Genomic DNA, 18,101 nt, shown 5'->3' on the forward strand with positions numbered 1-18,101 from the left:
CAAAACATCTTTCAATCAAGATAAGGCGGCACTATCTCTTTATTTTGTTTTATCAAGTTTAATTTGTTCTTCACCCCATTTATATAGTTCATTCAAAGAAGGAAGCAACGATTTACCTCTTTGTGTCAAAAAATATTCAACTTTGGGAGGAATTGTTTCATATTGGGTTCTAACAATAAGCTCATGTTCTTCTAATTCTTTTAAAGATTTTGTAAGCATCATATTCGTAATACCATTGACGCTGCGTTTTAATTCGTTATATCTAGTAGTTTCATTTTCAGATAAGCGCCACATAATAGGTAACTTCCATTTTTGCCCTACAACATTAAGTGCATATATAATAGGACAATTTGACTCATATATATTATCGTTAGGTGATTTTGTTTTATAACCTCTATTTTTATTCATACTCACAGCTCCTCGTAAATATAATAATATATTTTATATACTAACACAGAAAAAACTGCGTACTTGTTTATTTATACCTTTATGCTATATTAATTATAACAGAAATTTTTTGAAATGGGGATCTGATAATATGGATTTTTTACAACTAGTATTGGGAAGAAAAAAAGCTGTGGAAGGTATTTTAAATGATAAAAATACATCACAAAGTAAAGGGGATTATTGATATGATTTACGAAATTTCAACGCTTTCTTGCCCTTTGCTCTCCATTGAAGACGTTTCGCAGCGCTCTAACAGCTGGGTCTTAGGTGCGCAAGCAACAGGAACAGTGTTAGGTTCGTGGCGGACGGAAATTGGCACGCTTGGTCGGCTAATGATTTTACGAAGCTTTGAAACGGCTGAGATCCTCGCAAAAGAGCGTCGTCGCGCTTTTCTGAGCGAAAATCCGTTCAACGCTGGCGGAGTGATTACTTCATTTACTATGGAAAGTTACAAGCCCTTCCCATTCTTGCCGCTTGTCCAACCGCGCACCTTCGGCTCCGTTTATGAATTCCGCACCTATCATCTCGTACCCGGTGGACTTTCCCCAACCCTGCTAGGGTGGGAAAACGCGATCGAGCCGGCTAAAGAGTACACCGCTCATTTGGTGATTAACATGTACGCGCTGGACGGACCACCACGGATTACCCATATCTGGGGCTTCGCCTCCCTTGAGCAGCGTGCTATGTTACGCGCCAATGCTTACGGTGCCAGTGTCTGGCCACCACATGGCGGTCCGGAACATATTATAGAAGCCACATCGACCATTGCACTACCGCAACCATGGTCTCCACTTCATTAATAGACAGGGGAAGGCTGAGTAGAAAATGGATGGAAAATTGGTATTTTCGTCATTCTTGATCGTTTTCAGTTGTACGTATTGAGTTACTGCGAAGTAGCCCTCTGTCCATTGTATGATTATAGCGGGATCAACAAATATAAACCCTAACCAGTTGGAAGAAACCTTTGCAGATGTCAGCTGACCTGCAGTTTAGGTGTTTTATTCGATAGGGAAAAGTACATGTATTAGCAGACTAAAAAGAAAAGACGTACGAAAAATCCAGTAGTAGAGGGGGGTTCGTGCGTTTTTTTATCCTTTAATATAAAGAATGATTTCCAACTGTTTTGTTTCGAAAAAAAAGAGCCACTGCAGAAGTGAAAAATCACTTCGTGCGGCAGCCCCATTTTATTTAATATTAGGAATAAAAGTTTATAATTTTTTCCCCGCTGTATAACGGGCGGCGATGTTTTGGGCACTGCCGGTGTAGATGAAGCGTTGGATTTCTTCGAGGGGCGACAGTTCAGACGGTAGATTTTCATTTTTAATAACGATGGCATCGGCGGCATAACCTGGTTCAAAACTGCCTACCTTGCCAAAGAAACTACCGCCGCCTTTTGTCGCCATATAAAAGGCTTCTGGCAGCGTAAGCGGTGCATCTTCCTCATGCTGCAAAGAATAAATTTTCGATAGTTGAATCGCCCGAACGATTATCTGTGGCATAAATAAGGAATGACCGGCACCTATATCACTGCCTAAACCAATATTAACACCCGCTTTAAGCATTTTACGAGTGGGCATAATGCCGCTGGTGAGATTTAAATTGGAATCAGGACAATGGACGGGAACTACTTTCTTTGTTGCTAGAATGTCGATTTCATCATCGGTTAAATGGATACAATGCGCCATTAAGGTTGGTGTTTGACCAAATAAATTGTAATGGTCATAAACCTTATAATAGGCATCATGTTCAGGAAATAATGCCTGAACCCATTCGATTTCACCAGGATTTTCGGCTAAATGGGATTGAACCGGCAGATTATATTTGAGTGCTAATTTGCCGAGACCTTCCAGCAGTTTGCGGGTACTAGTCGGAGCAAACCGTGGCGTGATGATCGGCTTTACCAATTCACTGTCAGACCAGGCGAGGATGAGCTCTTCTGTATTAGCCAAGGATTGCTGTGTATTTTCTTTGATGAAATCCGGACATTTTGTGTCCATATTCACTTTACCCAAATAGGCACCAAGCCCTTTTTTCTTGAGAATTTCAAATAAGATTTGGCAGCTTTTGGGATGGATGGTTGCAAAAATAGCCGATCTGGTTGTGCCGCTGCTTACCAGTGTGTCGGCAAATTTTTCATAGACTTTTTGAGCATATTCTATCTGACGAAATTTATTTTCTTCTTGAAAGGTGTAATGGTTTAACCAATCCAATAGTTTGTAATCAAGACCTAAGCCGATTTGATTAAACTGTGGGGCATGGGTATGCAGATCGACAAAACCGGGAATGATTAAGGAGTTTCCATAATCTTCGATCGTCAGGTCTTTATATTTTTCCGGCAAATCTTTGTAGATACCGCAGATAAGACCGCCTTGTGCAATCAAATAACTATCGGGATGAATTTCGAATTTGCCAGCGGTCGGCGTGAATAAAATGGTACCTTTTAAAATTAAAATATATTTTTTTTCCATAATAGACCTCACTTTGTAAGTTTATTGCCAAATATACTCTTTATAAAAATAAGCCAGCAGATTTAAAGCAATTGTTTTTCGATAGATTGCACTGGAGCGTTTATCATCGATGGGACAAAGCAGAGAATTATATATAGTATGCATAGTTTCCCAAGTATCTGTCAAGATTTCGATTTTGCCTGTAAGCAGATTTTCGGCTTCTTTTGATCGGATGATCGTAGGTCCAACGGCACCAAGAGCAACGCCCATATACGTTATTTTTTGATCTGTTTTTTGCGCGATGGCGGCGAAGGAAAGTTTAGAAATTGCCGCGGCTTTGCGCATGCCTACCTTTTTATAAAAACAGATTGTATTATTTCGTCGGGGAATTGTCAGGCAGCGAACAATTTCATTTGCTTTTAAGTCGATTTTTCCCGGCCCTTGAATAAAATCTGCCAGGGCAATCTGTCGAGTACCGTTCAGACTTTCAATCGTAAGCTGAGCATCTAAAACATAAAGTGGCGGCAATGTATCTCCGGCAGGCGAAGCATTACAGATATTACCAATTAAAGTGCCTGCGTTTCGAATCGCGGGTGAAGCCATTTCTCCAAGCGCTTGTTTTAAGATGAGCGGCAGCGCGCTGATCCCTGCCGCTTCGTTTAAGGTGACATTGCTGCCGATTGTGATTGAGTCTGTTTCAATGTTAATTGTTTTTAGGCTGCTTATCTGATTCAGAAATAATAACGGTTTCGGGAAATTGCCTGTTATGCCAGGGGCACCATGGTATTTGACCATAAGGTCTGTTCCGCCGGCAAGGAGCATGGTGTCATCGTTGCCCCGGATAAAAAGAGCTTCTTGCCAGGTATGGGGCAGATATGTTTTTACCATAAGCCGTCTCCATTTTTTGCCGCGATTTTTACCGCAGCTACAATCATACTATAACCGGTACAGCGGCAGAGATTTCCCGATAGTGCCTGTCGTATTTCTGTTTCATTTGGCGATGCGTTCACATGTAATAAGGCTTCGGCCGCCAGCAGCATACCCGGGGTACAAAATCCGCATTGTACAGCACCAGCCTCCGCAAAGGCAGCCGCTAAAATGTGATAGCGTTCCGTATCTTTAAACCCTTCAATTGACATGATATCCAGTTGTTCGACACTGCCAATCGGCGTAATGCAGCTGTTGATAAGTTTATGGTTGGCGAGGACGGCACAAGCGCCGCATTCACCTTCACCGCAGCCTTCCTTGACACCAGTCAGGGCGAAATCTTCTCTTAGAACATCCACAAGTCTTTTTTGCAGATTGGTCTGAATGGATACTGACTGGTTATTTAGCGTAAAGGAAATGGTTTTCATTTTGCAGGACCTCCAAGAGATATTCCGGTGTTACGGGCAGGCGATCTATACGGATTTTTAAGGCTTGTGCTACGGCAGCAGCATAGGCGGGAGCTGCACCAATCAGTGTCAGTTCTCCAGCACCTTTCGCACCGAAAGGACCATCCTTATAATAGGTAGTGAAAAGTTTGTGATTAACTTTGCCAAAGTCAACCATCGTCGGGATTGTATAGTTGGTCAGGCTGTCTTGCATTATTTTTCCGTTTTGGTCATTGGTCATTACTTCCATGCTTGCATAACCTAAGCCTTGCAGTACACCGCCTTCGATTTGACCCTGAATAATTTGTTCATCAATTGCTTGACCAATATCAAATACAGTCCAGACACCATTGACATCGACTTGGAGTGTCAATGGATCTACGGTTGTTTCGACTACATTGATTCCCCAGGCATAGGCAGGATATGCATCCCCGTGTGATTTTTCACTGTCCCAATGCATTCGATCTGGCTGTTTGTAGGCTTGGGTGATTTCAATCGTTCCTTTTTCCAGCCAGCGTGCTTTCAATTTTCGCGCCGCATCTTCTAAGAGCTTTCCTACAATCATAATAGAACGTGATGCAACGGTTGGACCCGAGTCAGGAACGTGGTCGGTGTCAGGATTGTTAAAGATGATGTCGGTCATTGGTATAGCTAAAGCCGCAGCAACAATTTTTTTGAAGGTTGTTTTCAAACCTTGTCCCATATCGACATTGGCGGCAAGAATTTCCACTTGCTGGGAATTGGCTTGGCGCCGTAATTTTATTTTTGCTTTGATAATATCACGCTCACCACTGCCGGTGAAACCGCAGCCATGGAGAAAGAGTGAAATACCAATGCCGTGATGATTTTCATTTTTTTGATAGAGTTCGTATTTTGGGGTATAATCGGACATTTTTTCGATGGTCGCAAGCATTTCCGGCAAAGGAACTTTGTCGAGAAAAAGACCACTAGTAGCGGTGCTGTCCCCTTGTTTTACCATATGGAGTTTTTTATAGTCTAAAGGATTTTTTTGCAGCTTTTTGGCCAGATATTCCATATGCATTTCCATGGCGAAAAAAGCTTGTGGTGCACCGAAGCCGCGAAAAGCTCCATTAGGAATTGTATTAGTGGCGACTACACAGCCATGTACTTCGAGATTTTGAATGTGATAAACACCTGTAATGTTAAAGAGGCTTCGCTGGAGCACAACATCGGATATTCCGGCATAGGCTCCGCCGTCAAGAATGACATTGATTTTCATGCCTATTATTTTTCCAGATGCATCTAAAGCGGTTTGGAAGGTAATTTGTGCTGGATGACGGCGGGTTGTCGATGCCATGTCTTCCAGTCGGTCATATAAAATAGCAACAGGGCGTCCAACTTTTTTTGCAGCAATGGCAGCATGACCTGCCAAAATCGATGGATAATCTTCTTTACCGCCAAAAGCGCCGCCTGTTGTCGTCTGGACAATGCGCACCTTTTCTTCGGGCAAAGCAAGAGCCTGTTCTAAAGCGCGTTTGATATAATAAGGACATTGCAGCGAGCCATAGACCGTTACTTTGTCATCGGCTTCAGGAACCGCAATCATTCCTTGGTTTTCTAAATAGGCATGTTTTTGATAGCCTGTGGTATATTCATCGGTTTCGATCGTTTTTGCTTGGCTAAAAGCCCGTGAAATATCACCTTTTTCATAAGTGTAAGAAGCGAACTTATTATCTTTACCAAAAATCGCACCCCCGGCACAACGCAAGGATTCTTCATAGGTGAGTGCCGCTGTCAGTGGCTGGTATTCAATCGTGATTTTATTTGCCAGCTCTTTGAGTTTTTGCCGATTCGGACCCACGATTAAGAGAATTGGCTCACCAATGTAATTCACCACCGTTTCGGCTAAAAAGGGTTGATCGTTAACGAGGAATTTTACGCGGTTTTGCCCGGGAACGTCGTTGTGATCAATAATAAAATACTCTTTTGGTAAGACTGGATAGTGAATGGCTTGTATTTTAGCCCGTGCTTTGGTAGAACGAATGGTTTTTCCATAGAGCATATTATCAAATTTTAAATCGGCAATATATTTTGCGGAGCCACTTGTTTTTTCCTGATTGTCGACTTTGTTTACGCGAATACCGATATTGGTGTTATTCATGGCATGATTCGCTCCTTCGCTATGAGCCTATTATTGCAGGCGCATATAGAAATTAATTAAAAAAGCCAAACTGACTAAGCACATAATCCAGCTCACATCTTTGCCTTTGCCGGCGAAAAATTTAATAAACGTATAACTGATAAAACCAAAGGCAAAACCATTGGCGATACTGGAAGTTAATGGCATCATGATAATTGTCATAAATGCGGGGAAACCTTCTGTGAAGTCAGTGAAATCAACCTGACTGATATCAGACATCATTAGAGCACCTACTAAAATCAATGCTGGTGCTGTTGCAAAACCCGGAACTAACCCAATCAGTGGGGCAAAAAATAAAGAAATAAGGAATAACACGGCAACGGTTAGTGCTGTTAAGCCGGTTTTTCCACCTTCGGCAATGCCGGCAGCACTTTCGATATAAGATGTGACCGTTGATGTACCAAATAACGCACTGCCTAACGTACCAACCGCATCGGTTGTTAAAGCTTTATCAAGATTTTCGATCTCGCCATCTTTATTGACTAAGTTTGCTTTACGGGTTAAGCCGATTAAAGTTCCCATATTATCAAATAACTCAACAATCGTGAAGGTAAAGATGATCGAGAAGATACCATAATTCCAGGCACCGGCAATGTCTAATTGCATAAATGTTTCACCCATGCTTGGCAGATTGAAGCTGATAATATCATTCAGTGATTGTGGTGTCGGCGATACACCGCAGATCATACTTAAAAGCGTGGTTGCTAAGATACCCATAATAATCGAGCCTTTTATTTTACGAGCCATTAACGCTGCGGTGAGAATCAGTCCAAAGCAGGCGAGTAAAGTTTTAGGATCGAGCAAGTGACCCAGGCTGATGAAGGTTGCTTTGTCAGCAGCAATAATACCGGCACCTTTCAGGCCGATAAAGGCAATGAAAAGTCCAATGCCAACACCGATAGAACATTTTAAATTCATCGGCACGGAACGAATGATAGCCTGGCGAATGCCGCCCAGTGTTAAAATTAAAAATAAAATTCCTGAGAAAAATACGGCACCTAATGCGACTTGCCAGGAAAGATGTAAAACACCAACAACATAATAAGCAAAAAAAGCGTTTAAGCCCATGCCTGGGGCTAAAGCAATTGGATAATTTGCCCAAAAAGCCATAAGACTGGTAGCGAGTGCGGTGGCCCAGATCGTTGAAGCGATAGCGGCCTCTTTTGGAATACCGGCATCGGCTAAGATATTTGGATTGACAAACATGATATAGGCTAAGGCAACAAAGGTAGTCAGACCTGCGAGTAGTTCCGTTTTTATCGTAGTTCCTTTTGCTTTGAGTTTAAATAATTTTTCTAAAATACCTTGATTTTCTGTCGTTTCCTTTGTGGTCATAAGAACACTCCTTATACTGCTGTTTTTTTATTGCAAACATTGGTAAAACGAAAAGTGAAACCTCCTTATTTATCGGATTTTTCGCCTTTGATTTTGTTTATATAACGCATTAAACATTTTATATGGCAATCGTCAAGAATGGGGTATAGGACTCCGTGGCGTTACGTAGGATATACCTCATTTCTGACAGACTGATAAACTGGATGTAATTTCTTTAATGCGTTCTATATAGTTAAACAAAATAGGCTGCAAAAAGCAAAAAAATATTAGACCTTACTATAATATTGCAGTTGATATAGTAAAGCAAAATAATTTCATGCTTCTTGTAGCCTATGACAATTTAAGGTTGTCTGGTAGAAACGCCCATACCTTATTTATGAACTTATACAAGAATACAAAAAAGGCGCATTTCATAAAAGATTCCTTTTATGAAATACGCCTTTGTATTATCATGAACAATATATGAATTTCTGATAAATATAACAAGAATAACGGAACTTGTCAATATGAAATATTGTATACATAAGGCAAAATAATTTCTTGACGCAGTCGTGTTTGCCGAGTATACTTTCGAACAAATAGGAAAGCTATATAAATCGCATTAAATATTCTACATGGCAATCGTTAGGGAAAGGGGCATAGGGTTGAGTGGCGTTACGTAGGAAGCAAACGATGCCCTATATCCTCTTCCCTGGCAGACTGATAGGTTGGATGTAATTTCTTTAATCATTATATAGAAGAAGGGGTGAGCCGATGCAAAAACAACCCATAATAAAAGGCGGAATTCTTGTTGCGGCTGGAATGTCTAGCCGGATGGGAGCCTTTAAACCGTTGCTGCCGTATCGCAATACAACAATCATTCAAATGGCGATTGAAAATATGCAAAATGCCGGGGTTGAAGAGATTGTTGTTGTTGTCGGTTATCGCGGGCCGGAGATTGAAGCGGTAATTCAGTCGATGCAGCATGTGAAAATTGTTTTTAATCCAAATTATGCAAAAGGAGATATGCTCGAATCGATACAGTTAGGACTGGGGCAAATCCAAAAAGCGAATGCAGTTTATTTGATGCCAGCGGACATGCCGGCGATTGCAGTAGACACTTTTGTTAAAGTTTGTTTGTGCATGGAAAGGACGGGGGCAGCGGTAGTGTTCCCCACGTTGCTGGGACGAAAGAAACATCCGGTTTTGGTGGGGGAAGCTTGTTTTAAAGCCATTCTTACATTTAAGGAGACTGGCGGGCTGCGAGTGGTTTTGGAGCAGTATGCACAGCAGACACAATATGTTCCTGTCACCGATCAAGCTTGCGGCATGGATATTGATACACCGGACGATTATCAGAAGCTGCTTGATTGGACACGCCAACAATCTACACGTGAATAAATATTTGGTGTGAGACAGCGGGGTGCTTTTTTACTTGCGATACATGGCATTCATTTTCGGTAGACAATTGTCTCGTTTTGAGATATGATGAGTTTAGATCTATTTTATATAGTATTTATAGGCAATGACGCTCTAAAACGATGCTTTTGTTTTAGAGCTTTTTTATGTGATTCATAGAAAATTCGAGGAGGGGAATTGTATGTTGTTAATTGGCAATGGTCGGGTCATTACCAGAAGCAGTCAGCAACCATATTTAGAAAATGGCTGTGTTTTGATTAAAGATAATATCATTATGGATGTAGGACCTACTTTGGCTATGAAAGAAGCTTATCAGGATATTGATTTTATGGATGTGCAGGGAAAGGTGATTATGCCGGGTTTGATCAATACTCATATGCATTTATATAGTACATTTGCAAGAGGCATGGCTCTACAGACCGCATCACCGCAAAACTTTTTGGAAATATTGGAAGGCCTTTGGTGGAAATTGGATAAAACACTCACACTGGAAGACGTTTATTATAGTGCGTTAGCTATTTTAGTTGATTTGATCAAAAGCGGCACGACGACAATTTTTGATCATCATGCCAGTCCCGGGGCTGTGCCGGAAAGTTTGTTTCGTTTGGCAGAAGCGGCGAAACTGGCTGGCATAAGAGCTTGTCTTTGTTATGAAGTATCTGATCGTGATGGAGTATCTGTGTGCAATCAGGGAATTGAGGAAAACAGACAATTTATTAAGGCTTGCCAAGAAAACGATGATTCTATGGTGCAAGGATTGTTTGGACTGCATGCATCCTTTACATTAAGTGATGATACTTTGCTTAAATGTGCCAATGCCGTGGTCGGTTTAGAAACGGGCTTTCATGTGCATGCAGCAGAAAGTCTGGCTGATGCCATGCATGCCGAGCAGACTTTTGGCAAACGGCTGATTCAGCGATTTGCGGATTTTGCGGTACTCGGACCGAAGACGATTGCGGCGCATTGCGTTCATGTTAATAAAACGGACATGAATCTTTTGGCACAAAGTCAGACGAACGTTGTTCATAATCCTGAATCGAATATGGGCAATGCTGTAGGCTGCGCGCCGGTTCTTGCTATGGTGCAGCAAGGAATTCGCGTTGGCTTGGGAACCGATGGCTATACGACCGATCTGTTTGAATCTTTAAAAGCGGCAAACCTGATCCATAAGCACCAACAAGCGAATCCTAGTATTGGCAGCAGGGAAGTTTCCCATATGTTGTTTACGGCCAATAGCCAGATTGCAACGATGTCTTTTCGTAAGAAAATCGGGAGTTTGGAAGCTGGGGCACTGGCCGATCTTGTTGTGATTGATTACGATCCGCCGACACCGATGACAACTGCTAATATTGATAGCCATATTTTATTTGGGATGTCAGGTCGTGCGGTTGATTCAACTATGGTTAATGGGCGCTTTTTGTTAAAACAAGGGCAGCTGACAGAACTTGATGAAGCGAAGATAAAAGCCAAAGCCAGAGAACTGGCAGCAAAAATGTGGAAACGAATTTGAGGTGGATGATATGAGCCCGTTGGAGCACATTCAACAGACGGTACAAAAAACAGCGGAGGCTATTGCGGATGTTTTGAAAATCGAAGTGGAAATAGCCGATGAAAATCTGGTACGGGTTGCTGGAACCGGACAATATCAAGAAAATTGCGGACAGGTTATGCAGGCAAGTTTTGTTTATCAGCATGTTTTGGCTACGGGTGAAATGGTTCTCATTGAAAATCCCGGTCAGCATGAACTTTGTCGACCGTGCCCGCAGTGCGGTCAGTGTTTTGAATATGCAGAATTGGCAACGCCTATTTTGAGTAATGATCGCCCCATTGGCGTCATTGGCTTAGTTAGTTTTGATCCGGTTCAAGCGAAACGTTTATTAGAAAATAAAGAATGGATGCTGCAGTTTATTGTCAAGATGGCAGAACTAATTATCAACAATTTGCCAAATTCTGCTGCCGGACAAGCAGCTATGTTACCACTTAATTTAGGCAGTTTGGAAAAAGAAGCAATTGTGAAAGCACTCGGTGAAGTCGAAGGGCAGGTCCGCCGCAAAGAAAAGGCAGCTAAAATGCTTGGCATCAGTCGAGCTACCTTATACCGCAAGATAAAAGAATATGAACTTATTTAAAAAAGATTAGGGTTTAAAAAAAATATAGTAGACACTTGTCTCAAAATGAGATAATATGTATTTCATACAATAAAAAATATATCGTTGACATGTAAATGTTAAACGATGAGCGAAGGCGCTCTAAAAAAGAAATTTTCTTTTTTAGAGCGCCTTTTTTATGCAAGCAAGAAAGCGCTTTCTTTGTTTGCAATGACTGGAGAGCTTGGACTGTGTGTATGCAGTCGATAAATGGAGGGTAAGATCATGAATGTATTAAAACAGAATCATCCTGTTGATGAAAAATTACCACTGAATCAAATGTTTTTATATGGGTTGCAGCATGTTTTGGCGATGTATGCCGGAGCGGTTGCCGTTCCGTTGATTTTGGCAAATGCATTAGGTCTGGAAAAGGATCAATTGATTTATTTGATCAATGCTGATTTATTTACGTGTGGTCTGGCGACACTAATTCAGACACTGGGGCTTTGGAACATGGGCATCAAGCTGCCGATTATTCAAGGGGTAACCTTTGCGGCGGTGACGCCAATGATATTGATTGGGAAAGAACATGGTCTAACAGGTATTTATGGCTCGGTGATGGTAGCGGGGATTATTGTGTATTTTGTCAGTCCTTATTTTAGTCGTCTGATTCGTTTTTTCCCGCCGGTTGTAACAGGTTCAATTATTACCATTATCGGTGTTTCGCTTTTACCGGTTGCTGTGCGCTGGGCTGGTGGAGGATCTCCCGGTGCTAAAGATTTTGGTAATCTGCACTTTTTGGGATTAGCATTTCTGGTATTGGTCTTAGTTATTTTTTTCTATCGTTATTTTACCGGATTTTTAAGCAATATTGCTGTATTGCTTGGACTTGCGGCAGGTACACTTATAGCAATCCCTTTTGGACTGGTTAACTTTTCCGGTATTTCAAATGCTGCCTGGGTAGGGATTACGACACCATTTGCCTTTGGTTTGCCGGTATTTGATTTACCTTCTATTTTAGCGATGACGGTTGTTATGCTGGTCGTTATGACAGAAACGACCGGGGATTTTATTGCAGTGGGGGAAATCGTTGATAAACCAATCAAGCAGGATATGTTGACACGCGGCTTGAAAGCGGATGGCTTTTCTACGTTACTGGGCGGGTTACTAAACGCCTTTCCTTATTCGGCTTATGCACAAAATGTTGGACTTGTTGGTTTGACGCGGGTTAGAAGTCGGTATGTTGTAGCTGCGGCAGGTATCATCTTGGTTGTTCTTGGCCTTTTTCCAAAAGCAGCGGCGATTGTTGCTTCCATTCCGGCACCTGTCTTGGGTGGTGCCGGGATTGCAATGTTTGGAATGGTTATGGCCAGCGGTATAAAAACACTTTCCAAAGTAGGCTTTGATGATAATCATAATCTTATGGTGGTAGCAATCAGCATTGCAGTTGGTTTGATTCCATTAGCGGTACCTAATATTTATCAGCAATTTCCGAGTTCATTGCAGATTATTTTTAACAGTGGGATTACAGTTGGTAGTGTAACGGCAATTGTTTTAAACGGTTTATTAAATAAACGTGCCTAAATATAGATTGTATGAAAGAAATTAAATAAACCTAGTAGACTGCCAACCCTACTCAACCCTATACCCCATTTTTGACGATTGCCCTATCAAAATATATAGAACAGGAATCGATCAAAAAATAACGAAATGAATCTGTAGAAAGCTGCAGAAGTATGTAAAGTGATGGAGGCTTTTTAGATGGCTGATTTAAAGATAAAAATTTGTGGTATGGAGTTTAGCAATCCGGTTATGCCGGCTGCCGGACCACCGGTACGGGATGGCCTTATGTGTCAGGCGGCAGCACGTGGTGGTGCCGGGGCTATCGTAACAAAAACCATTTCGGTTGAACCGGCCGATGTTCCAAGACCTTGTATGGCAGAGGTCAAAGGAGGCTTTTTAAATACAGAATTATGGTCGGAACTGCCGAAAGAACAATGGCTGGCCGAGGAATATAAACTGGCAAAAGCTACAGGACTGCCGCTGATTATTGGGCTTGGTTACACAGCTGAACAGATTGAAATTCTGGCACCGTTGGTGGCACCTTATGCGGATGCTTTGGAGCTTTCGACGCATTATGTTGGCAATGATATTTCCCCCATCATCAATGCATTGAAAGCGGCTAAGCAAGCGGTGGATGTACCAGTGTTCATGAAGATGAGTCCGCATCCGAATATCCAGGAAATAGCACAAGCGGTTGAAGCGGCAGGAGCCGATGGACTGGTTATGATTAATTCGTTTGGTCCTTGTATGGGAATTGATTTGGAAACAGGACTTCCTCTAATGGGGAGCGCAAACGGCTATGGATGGTTGTCTGGTGCGGCGATTAAACCATTGGCTCTGCGCTGTATTTATGATGCAGCACAGGTTGTAAAAATTCCTATTATTGGTGTAGGTGGTATTACCTGTGGGCGCGATGTGGCAGAAATGTTTATGGCTGGAGCAGCTGCTGTACAGGTTTGTACGGAAGCCATTTTGAAAGGACCAGCGATTTATGGGAAAATCGTCAAAGAATTAGATGCTTTTTTGGATCAGCATGGATATGCTTCAGTAGTTGAAATACAAGGTTTGACACAACGAAAAGTAGTCGAGCAGCAAAAAACAGCTACGGTGGCGATACCATCCGTTGATCTAGATAAGTGTACGCTGTGTGGTCTTTGTATAGTGAGTTGTCCATATGATGCTATTTCGCGTGATACGAAATTAAAAATCGCTGCGGATAAATGTTTTGGTTGTGGTTTATGTATCAGCCGCTGCCGGCAAAATGCATTGAGCTTTTAAATAAGAAAATAAATGGGGGCTTGGCAATGGCAAAGATACTGACGGGCGGCACAATCGTTACAGCACTCGAAACATATCAGGCCGATATACGTTTCGAAAATGGGAAAATCAATGCAATTGGTTTTTTCCCCGCTCAAGCGAGCGATGAAATAATCGCTGTAGACGGTTGTTATCTTTTCCCTGGCGGCATTGATCCGCATACGCACTTGGATTTAGCAGTCGGAGCGACAAGAACTGCCGATGATTTTTTTACAGGTACGAAAGCTGCTGCGGTGGGCGGGACAACGACAATTCTTGATTTTGCCACACAGGATAAAGGCAAGACTTTACAAGAGGCACTTCAGGTCTGGCATCAGAAGGCAAACGGAAAAAGCTTTATCGATTATGGCTTCCATTTGGCTGTTTGTGATCTTACCACATCCGTGAAAGTCGAGTTAAGCTCTATTGCCGAGTCTGAAGGTGTAACATCGGTTAAGCTATATCTAGCTTATAAAAACACGATGCAAGTTGATGATGCGGCACTGCTTGAAGTTCTGGAAATTAGTAAAAAAGCTGGTTTTTTAGTGTGTGTGCATTGTGAAAATGGTGATCTGATTGATTCTTTTGTTAAACAAGCACAGGCAAAGGGGCAGACAGAGCCCAAATACCATGCCAAGACACGCCCGGCTTTTGTGGAAAGAGAAGCGACGGCTCGGGCGATTGCCTTGGCAGAGTTTGCCAGAGCACCTTTGTATGTAGTGCATGTAAGTTCGCAGGCTGCTTTAAAGGAAATTGCCGCCGCAAAAAGTCAGGGTCTGGCTATCTATGGCGAAACATGCCCGCAGTATTTATTACTGGATGAATCGGCTTATGAACAGCCTGGTTTTGCCTCCGCCAAATATGTGATGTCCCCGCCGCTTCGCGCCAAAGACAATCAAGAGTTTCTTTGGCAGGGCTTAAGTCAGTCTCTTTTGGCAACGGTTGGTTCCGATCACTGCTCCTTTAATTTTGCCGGGCAAAAAGAATTGGGTCGTCAGGATTTTTCCCAGATACCCAACGGTGGACCTGGCATAGAAAATAGATTTGGTCTTTTATATACATATGGAGTAATGGCGGGACATTTGACGTTGAATCAGTTTGTGGCGGTTACATCGACAAATGCGGCAAAATTGTTTGGACTTTTTCCGCAAAAAGGGACGATTGCTGTGGGAAGTGATGCCGATATCGTTGTCTGGGACCCTGCCGTGCGGTCAATTATTTCAGCGGCCAAGCAACAGCAAAATGTCGATTATAATCTTTATGAAGGTTTTAGACAAATCGGGGCTCCGCGTTATGTATTTTTGCGGGGGGAAAAGATTGTTGCGGGTGGTATTGCCGTGGAAGAACCACAAGGAAAGTATATTAAACGACAACGAACAAGGTAAATCGTAGTTTGTTTTATATATATTAAGTTGCATTAAATATTTTATATGGCAATCGTCAGGAATGGGGTATAGGGTTGAGTGGTGTTATCCTGGCAGCCTAATAGACTACTGCAATTTTTTTAATGCATTCATTATATAGATCAAAAAAATTTGGGCTGAGGAGCTGGAATAATGAAAGAAATTTTATGGACGGCAAATTCGATGAAAAAACCACAGGGAGTATCCACAAGTTTTTTAAGTGCAGCGACGGTGAAAACCGTGCAGAACTTTCATGCAAGTTTTCCTGAATATAAACCGACACCTTTACGCAATTTGTCGAATTTAGCCAATAAATTAGGCGTAGGCGGGATTTTTGTCAAAGACGAATCTTATCGTTTTGGGCTCAATGCTTTTAAAGTGCTGGGAGCTTCTTTTGCGATTGCAAAATATTTGGCGAAACGGCTGGATATGGATATTCAGGATTTAGATTTTGCCTTATTGCGTTCGCCAGCCATAAAAAAACGGTTAGGAGAAATAACCTTTGTTACAGCAACAGATGGCAATCATGGACGCGGTGTGGCCTGGGCGGCAAGACAGTTGCAGCAAAAAGCCGTTATTTACATGCCAAAGGGATCGTCTAAAATACGTTTGGAAAATATTCAGGCAGAAGGTGCAACCGCTTCTATTACCGATTTAAATTATGATGATGCCGTACGTTTGGCAGCGGCAAAGGCTGATGAATTTGGCTGGGTTATTATTCAAGATACGGATTGGGATGGCTATAAGGATATTCCCGAGTGGATTATGCAGGGCTATGGCACAATTGCTGCGGAAGCTCTGGCACAGATGCAGCAGTATAAAGCAGTGAAACCAACGCATATTTTTCTACAGGCGGGAGTCGGCTCTTTTGCGGGTTCGATTGCTGGTTACTTTAGTGATTATTTTGGGCAGGATAAACCCAAAATTAGTGTGGTTGAACCTGATTTAGCGGCGTGTATTTATCAATCAGCACGAGCTGCCGATGAATCGGCACGAATTGTGACGGGGGACATGGCAACGATTATGGCTGGATTAGCTTGTGGTCAGCCAAATGAGACTGGCTGGAGCATTTTGCGTGACAATGGAGAATTGTTTTTTTCTTGCCCGGATGAAGTTACGGCGCATGGAATGCGTGTCTTAGGCAATCCAATCGGCGAAGACAACCGTATCATATCAGGAGAGTCTGGCGCTGTAACCATGGGACTGCTTTCCTTGTTGCTGACAGATCCAAAACTACAAGCAGCAAAAGCACAACTGGGACTTGATGAAACATCACAGATTCTTTTAATCAGCACGGAAGGTGATACCGATCCAGATGCGTACAGGAAAATCGTTTGGGATGGTTTATATGCAAATGCGTTATAAATAAGGACAGTTGAAAAGGAGAGGAAATCTATGCTAGAAAAGGCCAGAACGGAAGAAGTGACACGTTTATGTCAAGTCTTGATTCAGCAGAAAAGCTATTCTGGATCAGAAAATTTAGTGGCGGCTCAAATCAGAAAAACATTTGAAACACTGGGTTACGATGAGATTATTGTGGATGAATATGGAAATATTATTGGCCATATGAAAGGGAAAAGACCCGGAAAATCGATTTTACTTGATGGACATATTGATACGGTGCCAGTCCCCGATCCTGTGAAATGGAAGCATGACCCGTTTGCCGGAGAAGTCGAAGCGGGCCGGATATATGGGCGCGGTGCTTCTGATATGAAAGGTGCCGTTAGTGCCATGATTTTGGCGGTACATTATTTTGCCAAAGACTGCCAGCATGATTTTGCCGGAGATATTTATGTTGCTGGGGTTGTCCATGAAGAATGTTTCGAAGGAATTGCCGCCAGGGCTATTAGCAAAAGGGTAAAACCGGATTATGTGGTCATTGGTGAAGCATCTGAGCTTAACTTAAAACGCGGGCAGCGCGGCCGGGCCGAAATTGTTATTGAAACAGAAGGGAAATCTGCTCATTCGGCGAATCCGCAGATGGGCATTAATGCAGTTTATAAAATGGCAAATCTTATTGCTAAAGTCTGCACTTTGCCCATGACAAACCATCCAGTTTTGGGGCAGGGAATCTTGGAGTTGACGGATATTAAATCGTCACCTTATCCGGGGGCGTCGGTGGTGCCTGATTTATGCCGTGCCACGTATGATCGCCGTTTATTAGTGGGCGAAACCAAAGAAGCTGTTTTGGCGCCGATTCTGAGTTTGATCGATGAATGCCAGCGAGAAGATCCAAAACTGCAAGCCAAGGCCTATTTTTCCCAGGGTGAAGAAAAATGTTATACGGGAAATCATATCGCCGGCGAACGCTTTTTTCCGGGATGGCTGTATGACGAACAGGATGAATTTGTGCAGGCGGCTTTTACAGGCTTGTGCAATGCCGGTCTGAAACCGGAAATCACCCAATATTCATTTTGTACCAATGGCAGCCATTATGCAGGGGAAGCTGGTATACAAACAATCGGTTTTGGTCCATCACGGGAAAATTTAGCCCATACAATTGATGAATATATTGAAGTAGATCAGCTTGAAAAAGCTATGGCAGGATATTATGGTATCTTGACTGCGGTTTGTAAAGTGAGGTAAATCCA

General features: G+C 42.4%; 15 protein-coding genes and 1 riboswitch. Of the genes, 9 read left to right on the forward strand and 6 right to left on the reverse strand.

Annotation, left to right across the window (positions count from 1 at the left end; all coding sequences use genetic code 11):
- Positions 1-39: 39 nt before the first annotated feature.
- Positions 40-408 carry a winged helix-turn-helix transcriptional regulator gene (locus BMY14_RS08940; RefSeq protein WP_091830994.1) on the reverse strand — a complete coding sequence of 123 codons (369 nt, stop codon included), beginning with the start codon at positions 406-408 and terminating at the stop codon, positions 40-42.
- Between the two features lie 185 nt (positions 409-593).
- On the opposite strand from BMY14_RS08940, the gene BMY14_RS08945 reads away from it, so the two are divergent.
- Entirely contained in the window at positions 594-1,247 is a 654-nt protein-coding gene (locus BMY14_RS08945) for an NIPSNAP family protein (protein WP_218144891.1), read from the forward strand.
- A 408-nt stretch (positions 1,248-1,655) separates the two neighbouring features.
- Here the strand turns inward: BMY14_RS08945 and guaD are convergent, their stop codons facing one another.
- The 5 genes from guaD to BMY14_RS08970 are packed head-to-tail and all read right to left on the reverse strand — an operon-like array spanning position 1,656 to position 7,763.
- Positions 1,656-2,915 carry a guanine deaminase gene (guaD, locus tag BMY14_RS08950; RefSeq protein ID WP_091830997.1) on the reverse strand — a complete coding sequence of 420 codons (1,260 nt, stop codon included), beginning with the start codon at positions 2,913-2,915 and terminating at the stop codon, positions 1,656-1,658.
- Between the two features lie 21 nt (positions 2,916-2,936).
- A complete protein-coding gene (locus BMY14_RS08955; RefSeq protein ID WP_091830999.1) occupies positions 2,937-3,782 on the reverse strand; it encodes an FAD binding domain-containing protein in 846 nt (281 codons plus the stop codon).
- On the reverse strand, positions 3,776-4,249 hold the full coding sequence (locus tag BMY14_RS08960; protein WP_091831001.1) for a (2Fe-2S)-binding protein: 474 nt from the start codon (positions 4,247-4,249) through the stop codon (positions 3,776-3,778). Before BMY14_RS08960 ends, BMY14_RS08955 begins: the two co-directional genes overlap by 7 nt.
- Positions 4,221-6,389, reverse strand: coding sequence for a xanthine dehydrogenase family protein molybdopterin-binding subunit (locus BMY14_RS08965; RefSeq protein ID WP_091831002.1), 2,169 nt, complete (start codon positions 6,387-6,389; stop codon positions 4,221-4,223). Before BMY14_RS08965 ends, BMY14_RS08960 begins: the two co-directional genes overlap by 29 nt.
- 30 nt (positions 6,390-6,419) lie before the next feature.
- Positions 6,420-7,763 carry an NCS2 family permease gene (locus BMY14_RS08970; protein WP_091831004.1) on the reverse strand — a complete coding sequence of 448 codons (1,344 nt, stop codon included), beginning with the start codon at positions 7,761-7,763 and terminating at the stop codon, positions 6,420-6,422.
- Positions 7,764-8,069: 306 nt separating this feature from the next.
- A riboswitch (purine riboswitch) is annotated at positions 8,070-8,173 on the reverse strand.
- 343 nt (positions 8,174-8,516) lie between these two features.
- Here BMY14_RS08970 and BMY14_RS08975 point away from each other — a divergent pair.
- The 8 genes from BMY14_RS08975 to BMY14_RS09010 all read left to right on the forward strand — a co-directional run bounded on the left by BMY14_RS08975 (position 8,517) and on the right by BMY14_RS09010 (position 18,096).
- The gene (locus BMY14_RS08975) at positions 8,517-9,143 is read left to right on the forward strand and encodes a nucleotidyltransferase family protein (protein ID WP_091831006.1); all 627 of its coding nucleotides are present in this window, start codon (positions 8,517-8,519) and stop codon (positions 9,141-9,143) included.
- A 199-nt stretch (positions 9,144-9,342) separates the two neighbouring features.
- Complete coding sequence (ssnA, locus tag BMY14_RS08980; protein WP_091831009.1) at positions 9,343-10,671, forward strand: putative aminohydrolase SsnA; 1,329 nt, start codon at positions 9,343-9,345, stop codon at positions 10,669-10,671.
- A 10-nt stretch (positions 10,672-10,681) separates the two neighbouring features.
- Entirely contained in the window at positions 10,682-11,290 is a 609-nt protein-coding gene (locus BMY14_RS08985; protein ID WP_091831011.1) for a GAF domain-containing protein, read from the forward strand.
- A gap of 243 nt (positions 11,291-11,533) precedes the next feature.
- Positions 11,534-12,832 (forward strand): nucleobase:cation symporter-2 family protein, encoded by a 1,299-nt coding sequence (locus tag BMY14_RS08990; protein WP_091831013.1) that lies wholly within the window; start codon positions 11,534-11,536, stop codon positions 12,830-12,832.
- 177 nt (positions 12,833-13,009) lie between these two features.
- Entirely contained in the window at positions 13,010-14,089 is a 1,080-nt protein-coding gene (locus BMY14_RS08995; RefSeq protein ID WP_091831015.1) for a 4Fe-4S binding protein, read from the forward strand.
- A gap of 26 nt (positions 14,090-14,115) precedes the next feature.
- Positions 14,116-15,492, forward strand: a complete 1,377-nt coding sequence (hydA, locus tag BMY14_RS09000) for a dihydropyrimidinase (RefSeq protein WP_091831048.1) — start codon at positions 14,116-14,118, stop codon at positions 15,490-15,492.
- Between the two features lie 171 nt (positions 15,493-15,663).
- A complete protein-coding gene (gene dpaL / locus BMY14_RS09005) occupies positions 15,664-16,875 on the forward strand; it encodes a diaminopropionate ammonia-lyase (protein ID WP_091831017.1) in 1,212 nt (403 codons plus the stop codon).
- Positions 16,876-16,905: 30 nt separating this feature from the next.
- Positions 16,906-18,096: a YgeY family selenium metabolism-linked hydrolase gene (locus tag BMY14_RS09010; protein ID WP_091831019.1), complete on the forward strand. Its 1,191-nt coding sequence runs from the start codon at positions 16,906-16,908 to the stop codon at positions 18,094-18,096.
- Positions 18,097-18,101 lie beyond the last annotated feature (5 nt).

Source organism: Propionispira arboris (genome assembly GCF_900109225.1).
Taxonomy (GTDB): domain Bacteria; phylum Bacillota; class Negativicutes; order Selenomonadales; family Selenomonadaceae; genus Propionispira; species Propionispira arboris.

Coding starts and splice junctions, on each gene's coding strand:
- BMY14_RS08975 (WP_091831006.1), top strand. CDS start 8,517: ATGCAAAAACAACCCATAATAAAAGGCGGAATTCTTGTTGCGGCTGGA.
- BMY14_RS08995 (WP_091831015.1), top strand. CDS start 13,010: ATGGCTGATTTAAAGATAAAAATTTGTGGTATGGAGTTTAGCAATCCG.
- BMY14_RS08945 (WP_218144891.1), top strand. CDS start 594: ATGATAAAAATACATCACAAAGTAAAGGGGATTATTGATATGATTTAC.
- BMY14_RS08960 (WP_091831001.1), bottom strand. CDS start 4,249: ATGAAAACCATTTCCTTTACGCTAAATAACCAGTCAGTATCCATTCAG.
- BMY14_RS08970 (WP_091831004.1), bottom strand. CDS start 7,763: ATGACCACAAAGGAAACGACAGAAAATCAAGGTATTTTAGAAAAATTA.
- BMY14_RS08940 (WP_091830994.1), bottom strand. CDS start 408: ATGAATAAAAATAGAGGTTATAAAACAAAATCACCTAACGATAATATA.
- BMY14_RS08965 (WP_091831002.1), bottom strand. CDS start 6,389: ATGAATAACACCAATATCGGTATTCGCGTAAACAAAGTCGACAATCAG.
- hydA (WP_091831048.1), top strand. CDS start 14,116: ATGGCAAAGATACTGACGGGCGGCACAATCGTTACAGCACTCGAAACA.
- guaD (WP_091830997.1), bottom strand. CDS start 2,915: ATGGAAAAAAAATATATTTTAATTTTAAAAGGTACCATTTTATTCACG.
- BMY14_RS08990 (WP_091831013.1), top strand. CDS start 11,534: ATGAATGTATTAAAACAGAATCATCCTGTTGATGAAAAATTACCACTG.
- BMY14_RS08985 (WP_091831011.1), top strand. CDS start 10,682: ATGAGCCCGTTGGAGCACATTCAACAGACGGTACAAAAAACAGCGGAG.
- dpaL (WP_091831017.1), top strand. CDS start 15,664: ATGAAAGAAATTTTATGGACGGCAAATTCGATGAAAAAACCACAGGGA.
- BMY14_RS08955 (WP_091830999.1), bottom strand. CDS start 3,782: ATGGTAAAAACATATCTGCCCCATACCTGGCAAGAAGCTCTTTTTATC.
- BMY14_RS09010 (WP_091831019.1), top strand. CDS start 16,906: ATGCTAGAAAAGGCCAGAACGGAAGAAGTGACACGTTTATGTCAAGTC.
- ssnA (WP_091831009.1), top strand. CDS start 9,343: ATGTTGTTAATTGGCAATGGTCGGGTCATTACCAGAAGCAGTCAGCAA.